The organism is Vannielia sp., from assembly GCF_029212645.1.
Taxonomy (GTDB): domain Bacteria; phylum Pseudomonadota; class Alphaproteobacteria; order Rhodobacterales; family Rhodobacteraceae; genus Vannielia.
The window spans coordinates 1-19,417 of sequence record NZ_JARGND010000020.1; the positions used below are offsets into that span (position 1 = coordinate 1).

The 19,417-nt window shown below is 61.7% G+C and carries 23 protein-coding genes and 1 pseudogene; 15 read left to right on the forward strand and 9 right to left on the reverse strand.

Features of this window, described 5'->3' with window-relative positions; translation table 11 throughout:
* Positions 1 to 422, forward strand: a pseudogene (locus P1U55_RS08295) (carboxypeptidase M32); the annotation flags it as partial.
* 50 nt (positions 423 to 472) lie between these two features.
* Here the strand turns inward: P1U55_RS08295 and P1U55_RS08300 are convergent.
* Entirely contained in the window at positions 473 to 1,264 is a 792-nt protein-coding gene (locus P1U55_RS08300; protein WP_301047075.1) for an enoyl-CoA hydratase, read from the reverse strand.
* A gap of 65 nt (positions 1,265 to 1,329) precedes the next feature.
* Here P1U55_RS08300 and P1U55_RS08305 point away from each other — a divergent pair, with 65 nt between their 5' ends.
* From P1U55_RS08305 to rpsI, 3 genes are all read left to right on the forward strand, one after another.
* Positions 1,330 to 1,758, forward strand: coding sequence for a PaaI family thioesterase (locus P1U55_RS08305; protein WP_301047076.1), 429 nt, complete (start codon positions 1,330 to 1,332; stop codon positions 1,756 to 1,758).
* Positions 1,759 to 1,912: 154 nt separating this feature from the next.
* Positions 1,913 to 2,371 (forward strand): 50S ribosomal protein L13, encoded by a 459-nt coding sequence (gene rplM / locus P1U55_RS08310; protein ID WP_301047077.1) that lies wholly within the window; start codon positions 1,913 to 1,915, stop codon positions 2,369 to 2,371.
* Between the two features lie 3 nt (positions 2,372 to 2,374).
* Complete coding sequence (gene rpsI / locus P1U55_RS08315) at positions 2,375 to 2,869, forward strand: 30S ribosomal protein S9 (protein ID WP_301047078.1); 495 nt, start codon at positions 2,375 to 2,377, stop codon at positions 2,867 to 2,869.
* 220 nt (positions 2,870 to 3,089) lie between these two features.
* Here the strand turns inward: rpsI and P1U55_RS08320 are convergent, their stop codons facing one another.
* From P1U55_RS08320 to P1U55_RS08340, 5 genes are all read right to left on the reverse strand, one after another.
* The gene (locus P1U55_RS08320) at positions 3,090 to 3,782 is read right to left on the reverse strand and encodes a hypothetical protein (protein WP_301047079.1); all 693 of its coding nucleotides are present in this window, start codon (positions 3,780 to 3,782) and stop codon (positions 3,090 to 3,092) included.
* On the reverse strand, positions 3,779 to 4,303 hold the full coding sequence (locus tag P1U55_RS08325) for an N-acetyltransferase (RefSeq protein ID WP_301047080.1): 525 nt from the start codon (positions 4,301 to 4,303) through the stop codon (positions 3,779 to 3,781). The genes P1U55_RS08320 and P1U55_RS08325 overlap by 4 nt, the downstream gene beginning before the upstream one ends.
* A 201-nt stretch (positions 4,304 to 4,504) precedes the next feature.
* Entirely contained in the window at positions 4,505 to 5,437 is a 933-nt protein-coding gene (locus tag P1U55_RS08330) for a tyrosine recombinase (protein WP_301047081.1), read from the reverse strand.
* Positions 5,438 to 5,440: 3 nt separating this feature from the next.
* Positions 5,441 to 7,000 (reverse strand): hypothetical protein, encoded by a 1,560-nt coding sequence (locus tag P1U55_RS08335; protein WP_301047082.1) that lies wholly within the window; start codon positions 6,998 to 7,000, stop codon positions 5,441 to 5,443.
* 5 nt (positions 7,001 to 7,005) lie between these two features.
* Positions 7,006 to 7,140 carry a hypothetical protein gene (locus P1U55_RS08340; RefSeq protein ID WP_301047083.1) on the reverse strand — a complete coding sequence of 45 codons (135 nt, stop codon included), beginning with the start codon at positions 7,138 to 7,140 and terminating at the stop codon, positions 7,006 to 7,008.
* A 102-nt stretch (positions 7,141 to 7,242) separates the two neighbouring features.
* On the opposite strand from P1U55_RS08340, the gene P1U55_RS08345 reads away from it, so the two are divergent.
* From P1U55_RS08345 to P1U55_RS08355, 3 genes are all read left to right on the forward strand, one after another.
* Positions 7,243 to 7,821, forward strand: a complete 579-nt coding sequence (locus P1U55_RS08345) for a shikimate kinase (RefSeq protein WP_301047133.1) — start codon at positions 7,243 to 7,245, stop codon at positions 7,819 to 7,821.
* Between the two features lie 18 nt (positions 7,822 to 7,839).
* Positions 7,840 to 8,961: a 3-dehydroquinate synthase gene (aroB, locus tag P1U55_RS08350; RefSeq protein ID WP_301047084.1), complete on the forward strand. Its 1,122-nt coding sequence runs from the start codon at positions 7,840 to 7,842 to the stop codon at positions 8,959 to 8,961.
* 208 nt (positions 8,962 to 9,169) lie between these two features.
* A complete protein-coding gene (locus P1U55_RS08355; protein ID WP_301047085.1) occupies positions 9,170 to 9,805 on the forward strand; it encodes a hypothetical protein in 636 nt (211 codons plus the stop codon).
* Positions 9,806 to 9,873: 68 nt separating this feature from the next.
* On the opposite strand, the gene ssb is transcribed toward P1U55_RS08355, so the two are convergent.
* Complete coding sequence (gene ssb / locus P1U55_RS08360; RefSeq protein ID WP_301047086.1) at positions 9,874 to 10,371, reverse strand: single-stranded DNA-binding protein; 498 nt, start codon at positions 10,369 to 10,371, stop codon at positions 9,874 to 9,876.
* A 202-nt stretch (positions 10,372 to 10,573) separates the two neighbouring features.
* Between ssb and P1U55_RS08365 the strand changes: the two genes are divergently transcribed.
* On the forward strand, positions 10,574 to 11,155 hold the full coding sequence (locus tag P1U55_RS08365) for a lytic transglycosylase domain-containing protein (RefSeq protein ID WP_301047087.1): 582 nt from the start codon (positions 10,574 to 10,576) through the stop codon (positions 11,153 to 11,155).
* A gap of 349 nt (positions 11,156 to 11,504) precedes the next feature.
* On the opposite strand, the gene P1U55_RS08370 is transcribed toward P1U55_RS08365, so the two are convergent.
* On the reverse strand, positions 11,505 to 12,353 hold the full coding sequence (locus P1U55_RS08370; protein ID WP_301047088.1) for an AraC family transcriptional regulator: 849 nt from the start codon (positions 12,351 to 12,353) through the stop codon (positions 11,505 to 11,507).
* Positions 12,354 to 12,555: 202 nt separating this feature from the next.
* Positions 12,556 to 13,470 carry a tRNA (adenosine(37)-N6)-dimethylallyltransferase MiaA gene (gene miaA, locus P1U55_RS08375; protein ID WP_301047089.1) on the reverse strand — a complete coding sequence of 305 codons (915 nt, stop codon included), beginning with the start codon at positions 13,468 to 13,470 and terminating at the stop codon, positions 12,556 to 12,558.
* Positions 13,471 to 13,510: 40 nt separating this feature from the next.
* Here miaA and pyrH point away from each other — a divergent pair, with 40 nt between their 5' ends.
* The 7 genes from pyrH to P1U55_RS08410 all read left to right on the forward strand — a co-directional run bounded on the left by pyrH (position 13,511) and on the right by P1U55_RS08410 (position 19,402).
* Positions 13,511 to 14,263 (forward strand): UMP kinase, encoded by a 753-nt coding sequence (gene pyrH, locus P1U55_RS08380; RefSeq protein WP_301047090.1) that lies wholly within the window; start codon positions 13,511 to 13,513, stop codon positions 14,261 to 14,263.
* Positions 14,264 to 14,344: 81 nt separating this feature from the next.
* On the forward strand, positions 14,345 to 14,902 hold the full coding sequence (gene frr, locus P1U55_RS08385) for a ribosome recycling factor (RefSeq protein ID WP_301047091.1): 558 nt from the start codon (positions 14,345 to 14,347) through the stop codon (positions 14,900 to 14,902).
* A 156-nt stretch (positions 14,903 to 15,058) separates the two neighbouring features.
* Positions 15,059 to 15,796, forward strand: coding sequence for a polyprenyl diphosphate synthase (gene uppS / locus P1U55_RS08390; RefSeq protein WP_301047092.1), 738 nt, complete (start codon positions 15,059 to 15,061; stop codon positions 15,794 to 15,796).
* Positions 15,793 to 16,575: a phosphatidate cytidylyltransferase gene (locus P1U55_RS08395; RefSeq protein ID WP_301047093.1), complete on the forward strand. Its 783-nt coding sequence runs from the start codon at positions 15,793 to 15,795 to the stop codon at positions 16,573 to 16,575. Before uppS ends, P1U55_RS08395 begins: the two co-directional genes overlap by 4 nt.
* Positions 16,572 to 17,747 (forward strand): 1-deoxy-D-xylulose-5-phosphate reductoisomerase, encoded by a 1,176-nt coding sequence (gene dxr, locus P1U55_RS08400; protein ID WP_301047094.1) that lies wholly within the window; start codon positions 16,572 to 16,574, stop codon positions 17,745 to 17,747. The genes P1U55_RS08395 and dxr overlap by 4 nt, the downstream gene beginning before the upstream one ends.
* 3 nt (positions 17,748 to 17,750) lie before the next feature.
* Positions 17,751 to 19,118 (forward strand): RIP metalloprotease RseP, encoded by a 1,368-nt coding sequence (gene rseP, locus P1U55_RS08405; protein WP_301047095.1) that lies wholly within the window; start codon positions 17,751 to 17,753, stop codon positions 19,116 to 19,118.
* Between the two features lie 152 nt (positions 19,119 to 19,270).
* The gene (locus P1U55_RS08410; protein WP_301047096.1) at positions 19,271 to 19,402 is read left to right on the forward strand and encodes a hypothetical protein; all 132 of its coding nucleotides are present in this window, start codon (positions 19,271 to 19,273) and stop codon (positions 19,400 to 19,402) included.
* The last annotated feature ends 15 nt before the right edge of the window (positions 19,403 to 19,417 follow it).

Below are 19,417 nucleotides of genomic sequence, written 5' to 3' on the forward strand. Positions count from 1 at the left end.
TGCGCTTTGATCTTGAGCGCGAAGTGGGTGCCGGGCGGCTTGAGGCGGCGGATCTGGAAGAGGCGTGGAACACCCGGTTTGAGGCTGATTTTGGCTATCCGGTCGATAAGCCCTCAAACGGTTGCTTGCAGGATGTGCATTGGTCGGTGGGGCTGCTTGGCTACTTCCCAACCTATTCGCTTGGCAATGTATATGCGGGCTGCCTGATGCAGGCGATCCATGAGGCGGTGCCGGGGGTGGATGAGGCGCTTGCCGAGGGCGACACATCGCCAGCGACCACATGGCTGCGCGAAAACCTGCAACAGCACGGCGGGTTGCGCACGCCGCGTGACACGATCGAGCACGCCTGCGGTGTTGCGCCCACCGAAGCGCCGTTGCTGGACTATCTCGAAGCGAAGTTTGGCGAGATTTACCACCTTTAGGCAGGTTTTCCCGCTCTGCCGTCCGGTGCGGGGCCGTCCTGTGCGGGCGGTTATTTCTGCCAGTCGGGGGGGCGCTTTTCGATGAAGGCGGTGATGCCCTCATCGGTATCACGCCAAAGCATGTTTTCCACCATCACCGCGCTGGCATGGGCATAGGCCTCGGGGGCGGAAAGGGGCATTTGGTCATAAAACGCACGTTTGCCGATCTTGACGGCGGCGGCGAGCTTTTCGGCGACCTTGGCGGCGAGGGCGCGGGTTTCATCGGCCAGCGCATCTTGCGGCACGGCGCGGTTGATCAGCCCCAGCGCCTCGGCGCGGGCGGCGTCAATGAAGGTGCCGGTCGAGAGCATTTCAAACGCTGCCTTGGCCGGGATATTGCGGGTGAGGGCGACCATGGGGGTGGAACAGAAAAGGCCAATGTTCACCCCGTTCACGCCAAAGCGCGTGCCCTCGGCGGCAATCGCCATATCGCAAGAGGCAACAAGCTGGCAGCCGGCGGCGGTGGCGATGCCGTGGACCTCGGCGATCACCGGCTGGGGCAGGGCTTGAAGGCCCATCATCACCTCTGAGCAACGTTGAAAGAGATCGGCAAAATAGGCGCGCCCGCTGTCATCGGACTGCCGCCCGGCCTGCATTTCCTTCAGGTCATGCCCGGCGCAAAAAACCTTGCCCGCGCCGCGCAGGATCACCACGCGGATCGTGCCATCGCCCTGCAAAGCGGCAATTTCGCGCGACAGCGCGGCGAGCAGATCATCGGAGAGCGCATTGAGCGCATCGGGACGATTGAGGGTAATTTCCGCTACGTTTCCGTGATCTTGTCGGGTAAGTACCTGCTCGGACATGTTGCTATTCCTCCATTTGGCGGGAAGTTTGGGGCGACAGAACGCGAAGCGCAAGAGGAGGAGCGATGATGGACCGGGTGGTGATGGACAAGGCGGCACTGGAGAGCTTTATCAAGGAGCAATTCCCGCAGGTGGACGGGGATTTTGCGGTTGAGGTTGTCACGGCAGAGGGCTGCATCGTGCGGCTGCTGACAGCCGAGCGGCATTTGCGCCCCGGTGGCACCGTTTCTGGCCCCTCCATGTTTGCCCTGGTCGATGTGGGCATGTATCTCGCCATCCTTAGCCGGATCGGGCCCAAGGGGCTGTCGGTCACCACCAATTGCTCGATTGATTTCATGCGCAAGCCCGAGTCGGGGCGTGATCTGATCTGCGAAACCCGCCTGTTGAAGTTGGGGCGTGTGCTGGCGGTGGGGGATTGCCTGATCCGCTCGGAAGGGAGTGAAGAGGTGGTGGCGCGGGCCAGCCTGACCTATTCGATCCCGCCAGAACGCTGATTTTTGTGGGGTAAAATAATACCGTAATTGCATGCCATTGTAATTGAACGGTTTTATCCACTCTGCGGGCCTTGACGGCGTGCGCCAGATGCTTAGAAACGCCTGATCGAATGCGACGGGCGCGTCAGGTGCCCGAATCCGAGAGGACCGAGTTATGAAAACCTTTTCTGCCACCCCGGCGGATATCGACAAGAAGTGGATCCTGATCGACGCCGAGGGCGTTGTTCTGGGCCGCCTTGCCTCGATCGTTGCCACGCGCCTGCGCGGCAAGCACAAAGCCACCTTCACCCCGTCTCAGGACATGGGTGACAATGTTATCGTGATCAACGCCGACAAGATCCAGCTGACGGGCAACAAGCGCGACAAGCCCAACTACTGGCACACCGGCTATCCGGGCGGCATCAAATCCCGCACCACCGGTGAGATCCTTGAAGGCAAGTTCCCCGAGCGCGTGGTGACGCAGGCCGTCAAGCGGATGCTGCCCGGCAACAAGCTGAGCCGCGTTCAGATGACCAACCTGCGCGTTTACGCTGGCACCGAGCATCCCCATGAGGCTCAGGCCCCTGAAGTGCTGGACGTCAAATCCATGAACAAAAAGAACACGAGGGTCTAACCGATGGCTGACCAAGTGAATTCGCTCGAAGAGCTGGGCACCGTCGCCGAGGGCACCGATGCCCCCGTGCTCGAAGAAACCATCATCAACCGCGAGCCGGTTCGTGACGATCTGGGCCGCGCCTATGCCACCGGCAAGCGGAAAGACGCGGTTGCCCGCGTTTGGATCCGGCCTGGCTCCGGCAAGGTTGTGGTGAATGGCAAGGAGATGGACAAGTATTTTGCCCGTCCCGTGCTGCAAATGATCCTGCGCCAGCCCTTTACGGTTGCTGGTGTTGAAGGTGAGTTTGACGTGCAGGCAACCGTTAAAGGCGGTGGTCTTTCGGGTCAAGCCGGTGCGGTCAAGCATGGCATCTCGAAAGCGCTCCAGCTTTATGAACCCTCGCTGCGTGCGGCGCTGAAAGCTGCTGGCTTCCTTACCCGTGACAGCCGTGTGGTTGAGCGTAAGAAGTACGGCAAGCCCAAGGCGCGCAAGAGCTTCCAGTTCTCCAAGCGCTGATTTCAGCCCTTGGCACCGAAATTCCGAAAAGGCCCGCCGCTCTGGTGGGCCTTTTTACTTTGCGGGGCAGGGGCTGTTTTTGGGGTAGTTAGAATTTTTCCTACGCTCTTCTTGACAGACGAGGCCCGCAACCCTATCTTGATAGGTGATCTCCTGGGGCGTGTTTCATTGGAAGCACGCCCCTTTTGAGTCTCCCATCCTTTGTGTCTGCCACTGGGCTTTACGGCGCACCGTTTGAAGGCGGCTGCACCGTTGCTTCGTTGCGACCGCGTTGGCTTACGAGCAGCCCCCGATAGTCAGAAACACTGATTTTATCCACGCCATCCGCCATATTAAGCTCTTCCAGAGCGCTCTTATAATACTGAAGAATTGCGGGGTCTTTCAGCCTGTCCGAAACCGCCGCGTAGAAGAGTTCGGTCGTTTCTTCGAGGTTAGACGATTTGTCTTTGGACAAATCCAACCCGATTTGAAGCAACGCGCGCAGCTCAGGGCGATAGTGGAGGCGCAGTTCCTGCCAAAATTCGTCAAAGCGCTCACTTAGCGAAAGCTCCAGAATCCACGCCATCCAGGTTGAGAATATTTCAACTTCAAAGATCCGCCGCTGGCGGTAGATTATGGCGATCTCGAAGAGAGACAGTATCTGAGGCAGAAACCAAAAAAGTTCATGACGAATTTTTTGCTCAGTCTCAGGTTGGTCAAATCCCTCCAGGTAGAGAAACATCTCAGGGCGCTCGCGGGCGATTTCAAAGATCCGGTTCGCTTCCATTTCGAGGTTGAAGTACACCTCTGCGCGCTGGGTTTTCCGGGTGGACCACCAGCCAACAAGGTTGGAGGCCGCAATACCCAAGAGCCCGGCAATCACTGATGCGATAGCGATCCAGTCGGCCGTCTCCATTTGACTGAAATTGATCATAGTTTGTACGTCATTACCTTTGACACTGTCTCGAACCCCATTCGCTCAAATATTTTGTGGGCGCCTTCATTGCCTATCCCACTCTCAAGAAACAAACGGGAAACGCCACGGGCCTTGCACTCCTTGAGGCCGATATTGAACATTTCCGAAAAAATCCCGTGGCCGCGATAATCCGGATCAACAACAGTATCTTCCAGAACCGCATAGGCTTTTTCTTCGGCAACGAAGGACCAGATCATCATGCCAAGCACCTGTTGGTCCTGCCCGCGGGCGAGCAACAGTTTGCTTGTTTTGGTGGCTGCTGAGTCCCCTTCGGCAAGGATGCTCTCGCTCAATTCGGCATTTACAACATCGGCGAGGTTGTCGCTCCATGTCGTTTCATCCACAGCGCGCGCCGACATCAGCTCGGAGTGCGATATGTAGGTGGAATCAACATGTTTCGCAAAAAAGACTGACGCTTCATTGATGCCCGAGGCGTTATGGCACCATCCGACTGTAAATTCGGGGATGTCCTTGGTCATATGCTACCTGAGTTTTCCTAAAGAAATTTCGAAAAACGCCATCCGAAGCCACAAGGCCATGATCGTTGAGGGCCCCTAGCGCAACTTCTGAGTTTCGTCTTTACCATCGCAGCAAATGTCGTGCAACGCAGCGTTGTTGCGAGAAACCCGCGTTGTCGCAATGGCTTGGGGAGGTTTGGCTTGGCTAAATGCCAAGGCTGCCTAGAGGTCTTTCGCGAGCGGGTGGTGCTCCAGCACCAGCTCCTTGAGCCGCTCGTCCAGCACATGGGTGTAGATCTCGGTGGTGGAGATATCGGCATGGCCCAGCAGCACCTGAATGGAGCGAAGATCGGCCCCGCCCGCCAGCAAATGGGTGGCGAAGGCATGGCGCAACCGGTGTGGCGTGACGCGGGCGGGGGACACGCCAGCGGCAACGGCGATGTCCTTGATCAACCCGTGAAAGCGATGCCGGGTGAGGTGCCCGTCCTTGCTGCGGGATGGGAACAAAAAGCGCGACGGCGGGCTGCCCTTTTCGGCCTTTGCGCGCTCTTCGGCCTCGTCGCGGATCGCCAGCCACGCCGCAAGAGCCTCGCGGGCGGGCGGGGAAAGCGGCACCATGCGCTCCTTGCCACCCTTGCCGGTGACGAGCAGCATCCGAGGGTCGCCACGCGCGGCGGAGACCGGCAGCGATACCAGTTCGGTAACGCGCATCCCGGTCGCATATAGAAGCTGCATCATGCAGGTGTTGCGCAGCGGATCATCGCCGCGCCCAACCTCGCCCGCCGCGACAAGCAGGCGCTCAACCTCCTCGGGCTCCAGCGTTTTTGGCAGGGCTTTGCTGCGCCCCGGTCCCTTGATCTGGAGGGCCGGATTATCAGGGCGCCAGCCTTCCTCAAAGGCAAATCGGTAGAGCTGCTTGATTGCTGAAAGCCTGCGCGCGCGGGTGGATTTGGCAAGGCCCTCTGCCTCGCACTCTACCAGATAGCCCTCAACATGCTCACGGGTGGCGGCGTTGAGATCACTCGCTTTGCGCTGAAGAAACCCCGCGAAATCAGTGAGATCGCGGGCATAGGCAAGCTGGGTGTTGCGGGCGGCATCAAGCTCGGCGGCCTGTGCGGCGATGAAGGCGTTGATCCAGCGAGCGGCGAGCGCCATGGCTCAGCCCCGCCGGTGCAGCAGCATCAGTTGCAGCCCATATTTGCGCGCGGCCTCTTCAAGACGCACCTCGCGCAAAAAGCCGATCGCCACGGTCACATCCTCCAGATCGCCGTGGGTGCCGCTTTCCATCACCGCCATGGCTTGCAGGATGGCTTCCCCAAGCCGCCCATCGGCCAGCGGGCGCGACAGGCTTTCGGGCAGGGCGGGTGCGTTGAAGCCATCGGCAATTGCACGGGCCAGGGCATCGGGGGCGGCCGCCTCGCCGGGCATACCCTTGGCCAATGCCGCAAGGAAGGGGCCGTCAGCGCCCGGAGGCGCGGGGTGAGTGAGGGCGAGGCGCTCGTATTGGTCGCTCAAGAGGCCAATGCGAAAGGCCAGCGCCCCGGCTTGCCCGGTAAGCTGAACCTCTTCGAGGCGTGTGCCAAAGAGGGTGGCAAAGGGGATTTCCAGCCGTTCGGCGGCCATCGCCTCCCAGGCCTGTGGCAGCAGGGTTGAGACCTTTTTATCATCGCCCGCCTTGAGCGCCGCATCGAGGCTTTGGATCAGGGCGACCCGCTCCCAAACGCCACCGGAGGCCGCGGGGCGACGCTCGGAATAGATTGTGAACAGGCGCTCGGGGGAGAGCGAACCGACGCGTGCCAGCCGCTCTGCCGCGCCGATCCGCGCCTTCCAGCCTGCGGTTGTGCTGAGATCCGCATTGGCAAAGGCCAGAGGCAGCGGGTTGGTTGGCATGCCTTCGCCAATCGCCTGGAACATCAGAAATTCAAGCGGGGAAGGGTGCGCCGGGGCGGTGAGTTTTTCGCCGGTGTCGGCAAGCTCTGGGTCCAGGAAGTAGGCGAGAAGCGCATCTTCGGCCTCTGACACATGGCCAAGGGCGCGCGCGCTTTCGAGGGTGAGCGCGGCGGCGTGCCAATCGCCGGTTCGCGCCAGGCAAAAGATGCGGGTGGTGAAGTTTGGAGAGATGCCGGGCGTTTCGCGCAGCCGTTCACAGCCAGCGGTTTCATGGCCTTGCAGCAGCGCCACGTCAAACGCGCGCTGAAAGATCGCCGGAGAATTTGAGCCGGTGCGCTCCAGCATTTCGGCGGCTTCATCCAGGGCGCCACGGGCCAAAAGCGCATCGACCCGCGCCTGAAAGAGCAGCCCCTCGGGGCCCGCGCCCATGGGCGGATCAAGCTCTGTGAGCAGGATGAGGCGGATCAGATCCTGCTGCGCGGGCAGCGGATCGACCGGCAAGGTGGCAATCAGGCGGCGCAACTGGTCAAGGTCAGACCCCGCCCAAAGCGAGCCCGGCAAGCCGGCCTGACGACGCGGGATCAGCCCGATTCCATCTGGCGAGGGCGCATCAAGCGGCACCACGGTGATTGATTCCACGCTGGCCGAATTGGCCACCCCCGGCTCATTGCGCGGCGCAACCGCGGCAGCCGGGGTGGCGAGGCTGTCCGACAGCCAATCAATCGACGAGAGCGGCGCATCCTGAGCCGTGGCTATCGTGCCACTCACAAGCGCAAAGGCCCCTGCCACGAGGCCTTGCTGTACCAGCCGCTTCTTCATTTCGCCCATTCACCTCAATCAATGCCAAGCTCAACCGGCTCGCGTATATCTTCAACACGGGGGCTGAGATCGCCCAGATAGGCAAAGCCTACGAGGCCGACAAACCCCAACACCAGTAATATCACAAGGATTTTGAGTATCCGGATCATTTTGTTGCCCGTCCTGCCGATTTGTTTTTCTCGTTGTCATCCCCCCGGACACAGAGATTATATATGGCAATTCGCGCAAGTTCACGCCATTGAGGATGACAAATTTTCTTGAACCGGCGGGAAGGTGCCAACAGCTTGGCAATGCGGCTTAAAAAGACAGTGGCCCTGGTGGGCATGATGGGCTGCGGCAAGACTGCGGTTGGCACGGCGCTGGCGCGCCGGCTTGCTGTGCCGTTTCTGGATAGTGACGCGGCCATTGTGGAAGCCGCCAATATGACGATTGCCGAGATCTTCGAGCGTGATGGCGAGGCGTTCTTTCGCGCCCGCGAGGCCGAGGTGCTGGCGCGGTTGATGGAAGGGCAGGCTTGTGTGCTGTCGACCGGCGGTGGTGCCTATCTGGCCGAGAGCAACCGCGCGGTGATCCACGCCAAGGGGGTAGCGCTGTGGCTGAAGGCAGATGTTGATCTGCTCTGGAGCCGGGTGAAGCACAAAACCACCCGCCCGCTGCTGCGCACCGATGATCCCCGCGCCACGCTGGAAAGCCTGGCCAGGGTTCGTGAGCCGCAATACGCCAAGGCCGAGCTGGCCGCCGAAGCGAAGCCGGACTACTCCATCGAAGATATGGTCGAGGTTGTCGTGGAGGTGCTTTCGCGGCGCCCCGATGTGCTGGAACGCGACTGAAAAACAAAGGGTTACACCATGGTAGACACGGTTCATGTGCCGCTGGAGGGCCGCGAATACGATATCCGCATCGGGGAGGGGCTGATCACCCGTGCGGGGGCCGAGATTGCGCCTTTGCTCAAGCGGGCGCGGGTTGCTGTTGTCACCGATGAGAACGTGGCCAAGGCGCATCTTGCGGCGCTGGAAGCGGGGCTGAGGGCCGAGGGGATAGACAGCGTGGCGCTGGTGCTTCCGGCGGGCGAATCCACCAAGAGCTGGGAGCAGTTTTCGCGCACGGTGGAGTGGCTTATCGCGCAAAAGGTTGAGCGGCGGGATGTGGTGGTTGCCTTTGGGGGCGGGGTGATTGGTGATCTTGTGGGATTTGCCGCCGCCGTCCTTCGCCGGGGTGTGCGCTTTGTGCAGGTGCCGACGAGCCTTCTGGCGCAAGTCGATAGCTCGGTCGGGGGCAAAACCGGGATCAACTCTCCGATGGGAAAAAACCTGATCGGAGCGTTCCACCAGCCTGCCTTGGTGCTGGCCGATATTCTGGCGCTTGGCACCCTCACATCGCGTGACTTTCTGGCAGGCTACGGGGAGGTGCAAAAATACGGGCTGCTCGGGGACGCGCAGTTCTTTGATTGGCTTGAGAAAAATGGCCCCGCGCTGGCCGCTGGCGACCTTGAAAAACGGGCCTATGCGGTGCGTCGCTCGGTTGAGATGAAGGCCGAGATCGTGCTGCGAGACGAAACCGAACAGGGTGATCGGGCCTTGCTGAACCTCGGCCATACCTTTTGCCACGCGCTGGAGGCCGCAACCGGCTATGGGGACCGTTTGCTGCATGGGGAAGGCGTGGCGATTGGCTGTGCGCTGGCCTTCGAGCTTTCGTCCCGTTTGGGGCTGTGTTCGCAGGAAGCGCCGAGTCGGGTGCGCGAACATCTGGCGGCGATGGGCATGAAGAAAGACCTTGCCGACATCCCCGGTGGCCTGCCCGATGCCGAGGCCCTGCTGGAGCTTATGGGGCAGGACAAGAAGGTGATCGACGGGCAGTTGCGCTTTATTCTGGCGCGGGGAATCGGCGAGAGCTTTGTCACCTCGGACGTGCCACGCGAGGTGGTTCTGGGTGTTTTGAAAGATGGTCTTTCCGGCAGGAAACAGGGTTGACCTTAGGGGAGCGCCCGTTCAGGTTGTGCCCATTGCAGATCACGCGCAGGCGCCGCATTTCGGCGCATAACGGCATCTGATCTTGGTCTTTTTGGCTGGCTCAACGTTTCGTTGGGCGCAACCGCGATGGTCGCAATTAGGCGGCTGGCGCAACGCATCCCCAAATCGGCGGAGCCTTCCGCCATTTTTCGATTCAGGAGCTATAACTATGCCGTTTCCCTATGAATTTGTTGGACGATTAGCGACCGGTCAGCCGCTTGACCTCCCCGACCCGGCGAGAAACACGATTGGTGTGGCGGAAGACGCTTATGCCGACATCCACATCACCGTTCGCGCCGGGCCGGGGGGCGCTCAGGTGGCGGTGCACCCGATGCGCCTGCTGGCCTATTGGGGCGGTCGGGTGACTGTGGCGCCGCTGGCGGGCAAGGTCATCACCGGGCCGATGTCGGGCTGCTACATCATGACGTTCCGCCGGGGCGGCAACCGGTTTATCGCCCATGTTGGCACCACGGAAAACGTTGCAGAATCGACCGGGGCCAAAGATGCCTTTCGCGCCTTGGCGGCGCAGCCGGGCGTGGACCAAGTGCAAGGCTACAAACCCACCGATAGCTTGCCGCCGGAAAACATCCCGCTTCCACCGGGGCAAGACACTTGGTGGCCGCCGGTACTTCCCAATGTTTACACGGTGTTTGATGCCAATGGCCCGTCCTGGTGCCTGGGTTTTGCGACGCAATCCAATGCACAAACCGGCGGTATGGGGCGGGGCTATTTGTGTACCGAGGTCATGCCAGCCCCGGTCCTGCGGGACTGGGCGGTGATCCAGAACGACCCGCAATGGCAATAAGGCTCTGAGAGCGTGAGGCAGAAGCGGGGTGAGCCCCGCTCTGCCTTCTCAGGAACCGGGGGTGGGGATCAAAACGGGATTTCGTCGTCGATGTCGCCACCGGGTGCGGGGCTGGACCCGCCGCGATCATCGTAGCCGCCACGGTCATCATATCCGCCGCCGCCTTGTGAGCCGCCGCCGTATCCGCCGCCACCACCGCCTGAGCCGCCATCATTGCGACTGTCGAGCATGGTGAGCTCCGAGCGGTAGGGGCGCAGGACAACCTCGGTCGAGTAGCGATCCTGGCCGCTTTGGTCCTGCCATTTGCGGGTTTCGAGCTGGCCTTCGATATATACCTTCGAACCCTTACGAAGATATTGCTCGGCCACGCGCCCCAGAGGCTCGGAGAAAATGGCCACGGAATGCCACTCGGTGCGCTCTTTGCGCTCGCCTGTGTTGCGGTCTTTCCAGTTCTCCGAGGTGGCGATGCGCAGGTTTACCACCTTGCCGCCGTTGGAAAATGTCCGCACCTCGGGATCGCGCCCGAGATTACCGATCAGGATGACCTTGTTTACCGATCCAGCCATGCGGACCTCCCTACATCTAGTGGTTCGAATCTTTCCGGCACGCTACAGCCTTTGGTGGTTGGGTAAAACCGCTTTGGCAGCCCTTATGCGCCGCTGTGCAGAAAAGCGGGGTGGCGCGGGGGTGGTTTTAGGATAGAATGCGCCTCGAAATTGCGGGCCAAAAGCGCGTGACGGGTTTGGGACAGGCAGAGGGACAAGGGGCATGAAGAAGGCCATTCTGGCGGCGATCTGCCTTGTGATCGCAACACCCACTTGGGCTGAAAGCAGCTATTCCACCAAGTCTCGCAAGAAGCTTTTTGCCAATCAAACGCGGCTTCTCGATAGCCGGGCCAAGAAGCAATACGCCGGGTCTGTGCGGCTGCAACCGCCAACTGTGCGCACCCCTGGAAAAGGAAATTCTCCGCGCTATTCAGGGAGTTACAAGGGCGTTTACATGCCAATGGCGCAGGCGGCCGCGCGCAAGCACGGGGTGCCGGAAGACCTGTTTTTGCGGCTGGTGCAGCAGGAAAGCGGCTGGAAACCCACGGCGCTGTCGCACAAGGGGGCGATTGGTTTGGCGCAGTTGATGCCGGCCACTGCGCGCAAGTTGAGGGTTGATCCGCATGATCCGAAAAGCAACCTTGAGGGTGGCGCGAAATACCTGCGGTGGATGTATGATCGTTATGGCAGTTGGCGGCTGGCTTTGGCCGCTTACAACGCCGGTCCGGGGGCTGTGGACAAGTATAACGGCGTGCCGCCTTACCGTGAGACGAAGAATTACGTGAAGAGGATCTGGGGCAGCTAGGCTCCGGGTCACGTTGCCGATTGGGGCTGTTTTCGCTTAGATTTTGGCGGCCGGGACTTCGGAATTTTCCAATATTGTCAATCACATGTTCGCCGATAGGCAACTGGTGGCCGGGCTATAGACGCGGGGCCGGTTAGGCGATTCTTTGGGCAACTCACGGAGCGTTGAAAACGGCATCGGCAGCTTTAAGGGCTGGGGTGGTGCGCCAGTTTTGGAAAGCGCGGCGCGGTGGCGTTAATCGCAAAAAGCGAAGGGCCACAAGCGATGCACAGCCCATGCACAAGTGATGCGCATGTCATCTGACATAGAGCAGCGGGGTTAACGCTGCGGGCGCGGGGGATTGACCGGGTCAGAGGCGGCGCTGTTTGCGGAATTCTGACGGGGTTTGCCCGGTGCGGTCGTGGAAGCTGCGCGAGAAATAGGCGGGCGAGCGGAAGCCGAGCATTTCGGCCACGCGGCGCACCGGCAGTTCGGTTTCGACCAGCAGGCGGCGGGCTTCGTAGCCGACCCGGTCTGACAGGAGTTCCCCCGCCGAGCGGCCACAGCTTACACGGCAGGCGCGGGACAGGTGGGTGGAGGTGACACCGAGGGTTTCAGCAAAGTCCGACACCGATTGGCCGGTGTAAAGCTGGCGTTCGACAAGTTCGGTAAAGCGGCGGGAGAGGCGGCGGGCGGCGGTATCATCAGGTTTGTCCTGAGCTTCGGCCAATTGGCGCTCCATCCAGACGGAGAGCAGCCCGCCGTGGTGGGCGAGTGCTTTGTCACGCGCGGGGCGGTCGCCATCAATTTCGCGCTGCATGTTCTCAAGGAAGGTGGTGATTTCCCCCTGAGGAAGGGCATCGCGGACGCGCAGGTGGCGGGGGCCATTGGGCAGCTCTATCTCGGCGTTGGGTTCAAAAAACACCGCCGTTCCAAACACTTGCGATGTGACCTCAAAGCCAAACATCGTGCGCGGCGGGATAAAGACCGCGTTATGCGCGCCGTAGCCACGGGTGAGCCCGGCAACTGTGATGCGCCCTTGGCCACGGGTGAACCAGAGCAGCAAGGGCATGTGGTAAGAGCGCATCGCCTCGGTGCGCCAGCGCCCGCCGGTGGCGAGGCGAGCCAGCGGCATCAACTCGATCGGCGCTTTTGGGGCGGCGGGAGTGAGGGGGCCAGCAACGGGGCGCGGGCGGGCGAGAGGTGATTTGGGTGTCATCAAGGCAGTCTTTCCGGCGGATGCCCCGAGAGGATGGCCGGGCCGGAGGGTGCGATCAAGGGGCAGGTTGCAAAAGAGCAAGAAGGCGCTTGGGGGCGTGGCGTGAAAGCGTGCCGCAGGGGAAGGCGGGCCGGTGCAGAGGCGCCATAGGTGGAGCGCAATATATGGCGCGAGGCTGGGGTGGTGGCCCCAGATAGGCGCGTTAGCCGGTGGAGAGGTCGAGGCTGGGCCAGGCTTTCATTCGTGCGCGGAACCAGTTTCGCTGACGCTTGGCATATTGCCGTGTTGCAATAGTCGCACGTTCCTTTGCCTCGCTCAGGGGGATTTCGCCGCGCAGATGGGCGATCAACTCGGGCGCGCCGATGGCTTTTGAGGAGGGGAGATTCGGGTTCCATCCGGGGAGGTTGGCGCGGGCCTCCTCTAGTGCGCCCTCGGCGAGCATCAGATCAAAGCGGCGCTCGATACGCGGGGTGAGCCAGGTTTTGGGAGCGTCGAGCAGGATCGGCTGGGCGCGGGTGAGGGGCAGGCGGGGGGGAGGGGTTTCATCCTGCCAGCGCCAGAGCGGTTTGCCGGTGGTGTGCAGCACCTCATAGGCGCGTTGCACGCGGGCGCGATTGGCGGTGTCGATCCGCGCTTTTTGCGTGTTATCCAGCGCGGCGAGCAGGGCCTCAAGCGGCAGGGAATTGGCCTTGGCGCGCACCTCGGGCGGGGTTTCGGGGATGTCGGCCAGCCCTTCGGTGAGGGCGGTGAAGTAAAGTCCGGTGCCGCCGATGAGGATGGGGCGGGGGCCGGATAGCAGCGGCGTGACATCGCGCAGCCAATGGCCGACCGAGTAGCTTTGATCCCCCGGCACATGGCCATAAAGCGCGTGCGGTGCGAGGTTTTCTTCTGCTGCCGAGGGGCGTGCGGTGAGGATGCGCCAGTTGGAGAAAACCTGGAGCGCATCGGCATTGATGATGCGGCCGCCAAAGCGGCTTGCGATCTCTAGCGCCATGGCCGATTTGCCGCTGGCGGTTGGCCCGGCGATGAGCACCGGCAACTCGCGGGAGAGGGCTGAAAGTTCGATCTGTGCTCTCCTCGCAATTCGCCCGTTGAACCTGCCGCCAAATTCCCGCATTTTGCGGCCAAATTGCAAGTCCGGTCCGGGGGATATCGCCATGAGTGACGCAAATGAAACCACAGGCGAAGGGGCGGGGCATAAGGTGAAGTATCGCCGCGTGCTGCTCAAGATCTCCGGTGAGGCGCTGATGAGCGATCAGGGCTATGGGCTGCATCCGCCAACCGTGGACCGGATTGCCAAGGAAGTGCATGACGTGACGCAGCTTGGCGTTGAGGTGTGCATGGTGATCGGCGGCGGCAACATCTTTCGCGGGTTGGCGGGGGCAGCGCAGGGGATGGAGCGCACGACCGCCGATTACATGGGGATGCTGGCCACGGTGATGAACGCGCTGGCGATGCAGGCCGCGCTTGAGGATCTGGGGGTTCATACCCGCACGATCAGCGCGATCCCGATGGATCAGGTGTGTGAACCCTACATCCGCCGCCGCGCCGTGCGCCACCTTGAAAAGGGGCGCGTGTGCATTTTTGCCGCTGGCACCGGCAACCCCTATTTCACCACCGATACCGCCGCGACTCTGCGGGCCAACGAGATGGCTTGCGAGGCGATTTTCAAGGGCACCAAGGTGGATGGCATTTATGATATGGACCCGGTGCTGCACCCCGAGGCCAAACGCTATGACAAGGTGAGCTATGACGAGGTTTTGCAAAAGAACCTCAAGGTGATGGATGCCAGCGCCATTGCCCTTGCGCGGGACAACAACCTGCCGATCATCGTGTTTTCGCTCGATGAGCCGGGCGGCTTCAAGGGGATCCTTGCGGGCGAGGGCACCTATACGCTGGTGCAGGGCTGACGCCGCCTCATCAACATCTGGCATTTGCCCACCGACTGCCGTAAAACCTGCGGTGACACATTCAAATTACGGGCAAGAACCATGTCTGAAGACTTTATGCTGGATACCGACGACCTTGAGCGCCGCATGGATGGGGCGATGACCAACCTGCGCACGGAATTTGCTTCGCTGCGCACGGGGCGCGCCTCGGCTTCGATGCTGGAGCCGGTGATGGTGGATGCCTACGGCGCGATGACCCCGATCAACCAGGTGGGCACTGTCAACGTGCCCGAGCCGCGAATGGTAACGGTGAACGTGTGGGACAAGGGGCTGGTGAACGCGGTGGAGAAGGCGATCCGCAACTCCGGCCTTGGCATCAACCCGCAGCTGAACGGCACCATCATCATGCTGCCGATCCCCGAGCTGAACGAAGAGCGCCGCCGCGAGCTGACCAAGGTGGCCGCGCAATATGCCGAAAGCGCCCGTGTGGCCGTGCGCAACGTGCGCCAGGACGGGATGCATCAGATCAAGAAGGCGGAAAAGCTGGGCGAGGATGACCAGAAGTTCTGGGAGACCGAGGTTCAGGAGATGACCGACAAGCACATCAAGGCGATTGATGCGCAGCTTGAGACCAAGCAAGCGGAGATCATGCAGGTTTAAGCCGCCGTTTGGCGCAGAGCGCCGGGCAAATTGGCGGCGCGGCGGCGTGAATGGCGCGGGGGGCAGGCTCTTTCTGGCCAAGCGACGCGCTTCACGCTATGCAGGGCCAGACCGGAGGGCTTGTTGAGGGGCCTGACGGCGAGGAGGCCGAAGGGCATGACACAGGCAATGACCACAGAGCACGACGTGAAAAACGCGCCGCGCCATGTGGCGATCATCATGGATGGCAATGGCCGGTGGGCAACGGCGCGAGGCCGCCCGAGGCTGTTTGGCCATCAGGCCGGGGCCAGGCGGGTGCGGGAAATCGTGGAAGCCTGCCCTGATCTGGGCGTTAAATACCTGACGATATTTGCCTTTTCGACCGAGAACTGGAAGCGCACCCAGGCCGAAGTGGCCGGGCTGATGCTGCTGTTTCGCCGCTATATCACCAAAGAGGCGCAGCGGCTTTTGGCGCGTGGCGTGCGGGTGCGTTTTATTGGCGATCGCGTGCGGCTGGACAAGAAACTGGTGGCGCTGATGGATGAGCTGGAGGTGCTGACCGCCGGCAATGAAAAGGTGCATCTGACCATCGCGCTCAACTACGGGGGCCGCGATGAGGTGACACGCGCCACCCAGCGGATGGCCGCCGAGGTGGCCGCCGGGCGGCTGAAGCCCGAGGATGTGAACGTTGAGACCCTCGGCAGCTTTCTGGACACCTGCATGTTGCCTGACCCCGATCTGGTGATCCGCACCAGCGGGGAGGCGCGGATCAGTAACTTTCTGCTCTGGCAATCGGCCTATGCGGAATATGAATTCATCGACACGCTCTGGCCGGATTTCAACGCCGAGTGTTTTGCCGAGATCACCCGCAGCTATGCGGGCCGGGAGCGGCGGTTTGGGGCAGTAAAGACATGAGCGGCAAGTGGGACGATCTGGCGCCACGGGTGATCGCGGGCGCGGTGATGGTGGTTGTGGGCGTGGCAGGCATCCGCATGGGCGGGGTCTGGTTTCAGATGCTGGCGGTGTTCGTGACCGCGGTGATGGTGTGGGAACTGGCCTCGATGATCAAGCGGGAGGGCGAAAGCGCGATGCTGCTGGCCGCTGTCACCGCCTCGGTCCTTTCGGGGATGCTGGCCTATGATACCGGCTGGTCGTTGCTGTTGCTCTTTGCTCCGGCGGTGATTGGCTTGGCGATGATGCCGCGCGAACGGGTGACGTTTTTCCTGTTTGCCCTGGGGATCATGGCGGCGGGCTGGGGGCTTGTGACCTTCCGCGCCGATTATGGCGGCACGTGGCTGTTCTGGCTGGTGGCCGTGGTGGTGGTAACGGATATCGCGGGCTACTTCGCCGGGCGGGTGATTGGCGGGCCAAAGTTCTGGCCCAAGGTTTCGCCCAAGAAAACATGGTCGGGCACGGTGGCGGGCTGGATTGGCGCGGCGCTGGTGGGCGCGCTGTTCTTGACCTTCACCAACGCCGGGCGCGATTTGATCTGGATTTCGGCGGTGCTCGCCTTTGCCAGCCAGATGGGCGATGTGGCCGAATCTGCGCTGAAGCGGCGGATGGGGGTGAAGGACAGCTCCTCGCTGATCCCCGGCCATGGCGGGCTGTTTGACCGGTTTGACGGGCTGCTTGGAGCGGCGCTTTTGATGCTGCTGGTGGCAATGCTGGTAGATGTGCCGGAGGTGCGGATTTGAAGCGGGTCAGCCTGCTTGGATCGACCGGCTCGATAGGGCAAAGCGCGCAAGATCTGATCGGGCGCGGCGGGTTTGAGGCGGTGGCGCTGACCGGCGGGCGCAATCTGGCGCTGTTGGCCGAGCAGGCGGTGGCCTTGAAGGCTGAGCTTGCCGTAACCTGCTTTGAAGAATGTTATCAAGAGCTTGCAGAGCGTCTTTCAGGTAGTGGAATTGCGATTGCCGCAGGGCCAGAGGCGGTCGCCGAGGCGGCGGCGCGGCCTGCGGATATTGTGCTGAACGGGGTGATCGGCGCGGCGGGGCTGGCGCCTTCCTTGGCGGCCTTGCAGCAGGGGGCAACGCTGGCGCTGGCCAACAAGGAGAGCCTTGTGTGCGCCGGGCCGCTGGTGATGGAAACCGCGCGGGCGCATGGCGCGGTGGTGCTGCCGGTGGACAGCGAACATTCCGCGGTGTTTCAGGCGCTGGTGGGCGAGGATGCGGGCGAGGTGGAGCGCATTGTGCTGACCGCTTCGGGCGGAGCGTTCCGCGATTGGCCGCTGGAGCGGCTGGCGCGGGCGACCCCGGAAGAGGCGGCCACCCACCCGAATTGGGATATGGGGCAGCGGATCACCATTGATAGTGCCTCGATGTTTAACAAGGCGCTGGAAGTTATTGAAGCGCATGAACTTTTTGGCATAAAGCCTGAGCAAATAGAGGTGCTGATCCACCCGCAAAGCATTGTCCATGCGATGGTGGGCTTTGCCGATGGGGCGATGATGGCGCATCTGGGCTGCCCTGATATGCGCCACGCAATAGGCTATGCGCTGAACCACCCGGCGCGGGCCGAGCTGCCGGTGGAGCGGCTGGATCTGGCACAGATTGGCCAGCTTGATTTCAAGGCGCCTGATCCGGCGCGCTACCCGGCCCTTGGGCTGGCCCAAGAGGTGATGGCGGCGGGCGGGCTGATGGGCGCGGTGTTCAACGCCGCCAAGGAAGCGGCGCTTGATGGGTTTATCGCCCGCGAGATCGGCTTTATGGATATGGCGCGCATCGTTGAGCAGGTGATGCAGCGAATGGCCGCAGAAACGGGCCTTAACAATGACATGATGACCCTTGATACCGTTCTGGCGGCAGACCAGATGGCAAGGGAGCTGGCCCGCGAGGCCATGGCACAGGCAAGCGAACGAGCAGGGTAGGCAATGGAATTTTTCGGCATCGTAGGCGGCACGGCAGGATATGTGCTGGCCTTTATCGTGGCGCTTTCGATCATCGTGGCGGTGCATGAATACGGCCACTATATTGTGGGCCGCTGGTGCGGCATTCACGCCGAGGTGTTCTCGCTCGGGTTTGGCCGGGTGCTGTGGAGCCGCCGCGACAAGCGCGGCACCGAGTGGCAGATCGCGGCCTTGCCGTTTGGCGGATACGTGAAGTTCATGGGCGATGCCAATGCGGCCTCGGCGGGCGTTGACGGCGAGGCGATGGCGGGGTTGAGCGAGGCCGAGAAGCGGCGCACCATGCCCGGCGCGCCGGTTTGGGCACGCGCGGCAACCGTTGCGGCGGGGCCGATCTTCAACTTTATCCTCAGTTTCTTCATTTTTGCGGTGATCGCGCTCACCCGCGGTGTGGCCGTGGAGCCGGTGCAGGTGGGCACGCTGGAGCCGCTGCCCCAGCAGGTGCGGGTGCTGGAAGAGGGCGATGTGATCCTGTCGATCGGGGCCACCGAGATCACCGATCTGAACAGCGTTTACGAAGCGGCGGCGTCGCTCGATCTGACCCAGCCGGTGATTTACCGCATCGAGCGGGATGGGCAGGAGATGGAGCTTGCCGGGACAACACCGTTTCCGCCGCTGATTTCAGCCGTATCTCCCGGCTCGGCGGCGATTGATGCCGGGCTTGAGGTGGGCGATGTTGTAACTGCGATTGACGGGCAAAAGATCACCGCTTTCATAGAGTTGCAGGAGCTTGTTAAAGCGGGTGAAGGCACCCCCGTGGCGCTGGAGGTGTGGCGTGATGGCGAGGTAATGGCCTTTACTCTGAAGCCGCGTGAAACCCCGGTGCCGCTGCCCGATGGCAGCTTTGAAACGCGCTACCTGATCGGTATCAACGGCGGGCTGGCCTTTGAGCCGGCAACCGTGCAGCGCGGCGTTTGGGGCTCGGCCAGCTATGGCGTGCGGCAAACGTGGTTCATTGTGACCAGCTCGATTTCGGGGCTGTATAACATGATCGCGGGCAACATCTCGTCCTGCGGGCTTTCGGGGCCGATCAAGATTGCCACCACCGCAGGGCAGATGGCGAGCCAGGGGGGCGAGAGCTTTATCTGGTTTGTGGCGGTGCTTTCCACCGCTGTGGGCCTGCTCAACCTGTTCCCGATCCCGGTTCTGGACGGCGGGCATTTGGTGTTTCACGCCTATGAGGCGGTGACCGGCAAGCCGCCGCCTGAGAAATTGCTCAACGTTCTCATGGGGATCGGGCTGGCGCTGATCCTGAGCCTGATGGTCTTTGCGCTTGGCAATGATCTGTTTTGCGAGGGTGGCATTTTCTGGAAAATTGCGGCCTGGTTCGAATAGGCGCTTGAGATTGGGGCGGGTCCCGCAGTGTTAACCTTTGCACGGATTGCCCCAATTTTGCCACATTTGCTGGGGCGGTTGCCCCAATCCCGACATGATCCATCAGTAAATTAGCGGCTACATTACTTAACTCGTGCAAAAGGCCGCACCACATGCAGACCATGACAACCGGATATTACAGCCTGGGCTTGATCGTTCGACTGAACTCGGATCGGCTGCTCTACATCGCGACCCTGCTCACCGCGCTTGGCGGCGGGGCTTGGCTTGGCTCGCTGATTAACTGATTGCCCCTACGGCAG

Coding starts and splice junctions, on each gene's coding strand:
- frr (WP_301047091.1), top strand. CDS start 14,345: ATGTCTGAAGACTTTATGCTGGATACCGACGACCTTGAGCGCCGCATG.
- P1U55_RS08355 (WP_301047085.1), top strand. CDS start 9,170: ATGCCGTTTCCCTATGAATTTGTTGGACGATTAGCGACCGGTCAGCCG.
- P1U55_RS08330 (WP_301047081.1), bottom strand. CDS start 5,437: ATGGCGCTCGCCGCTCGCTGGATCAACGCCTTCATCGCCGCACAGGCC.
- P1U55_RS08395 (WP_301047093.1), top strand. CDS start 15,793: ATGAGCGGCAAGTGGGACGATCTGGCGCCACGGGTGATCGCGGGCGCG.
- rseP (WP_301047095.1), top strand. CDS start 17,751: ATGGAATTTTTCGGCATCGTAGGCGGCACGGCAGGATATGTGCTGGCC.
- P1U55_RS08410 (WP_301047096.1), top strand. CDS start 19,271: ATGCAGACCATGACAACCGGATATTACAGCCTGGGCTTGATCGTTCGA.
- pyrH (WP_301047090.1), top strand. CDS start 13,511: ATGAGTGACGCAAATGAAACCACAGGCGAAGGGGCGGGGCATAAGGTG.
- aroB (WP_301047084.1), top strand. CDS start 7,840: ATGGTAGACACGGTTCATGTGCCGCTGGAGGGCCGCGAATACGATATC.
- P1U55_RS08340 (WP_301047083.1), bottom strand. CDS start 7,140: ATGATCCGGATACTCAAAATCCTTGTGATATTACTGGTGTTGGGGTTT.
- rpsI (WP_301047078.1), top strand. CDS start 2,375: ATGGCTGACCAAGTGAATTCGCTCGAAGAGCTGGGCACCGTCGCCGAG.
- P1U55_RS08365 (WP_301047087.1), top strand. CDS start 10,574: ATGAAGAAGGCCATTCTGGCGGCGATCTGCCTTGTGATCGCAACACCC.
- P1U55_RS08305 (WP_301047076.1), top strand. CDS start 1,330: ATGATGGACCGGGTGGTGATGGACAAGGCGGCACTGGAGAGCTTTATC.
- P1U55_RS08320 (WP_301047079.1), bottom strand. CDS start 3,782: ATGATCAATTTCAGTCAAATGGAGACGGCCGACTGGATCGCTATCGCA.
- uppS (WP_301047092.1), top strand. CDS start 15,059: ATGACACAGGCAATGACCACAGAGCACGACGTGAAAAACGCGCCGCGC.
- miaA (WP_301047089.1), bottom strand. CDS start 13,470: ATGCGGGAATTTGGCGGCAGGTTCAACGGGCGAATTGCGAGGAGAGCA.
- P1U55_RS08325 (WP_301047080.1), bottom strand. CDS start 4,303: ATGACCAAGGACATCCCCGAATTTACAGTCGGATGGTGCCATAACGCC.
- P1U55_RS08370 (WP_301047088.1), bottom strand. CDS start 12,353: ATGACACCCAAATCACCTCTCGCCCGCCCGCGCCCCGTTGCTGGCCCC.
- rplM (WP_301047077.1), top strand. CDS start 1,913: ATGAAAACCTTTTCTGCCACCCCGGCGGATATCGACAAGAAGTGGATC.
- P1U55_RS08335 (WP_301047082.1), bottom strand. CDS start 7,000: ATGGGCGAAATGAAGAAGCGGCTGGTACAGCAAGGCCTCGTGGCAGGG.
- P1U55_RS08300 (WP_301047075.1), bottom strand. CDS start 1,264: ATGTCCGAGCAGGTACTTACCCGACAAGATCACGGAAACGTAGCGGAA.
- ssb (WP_301047086.1), bottom strand. CDS start 10,371: ATGGCTGGATCGGTAAACAAGGTCATCCTGATCGGTAATCTCGGGCGC.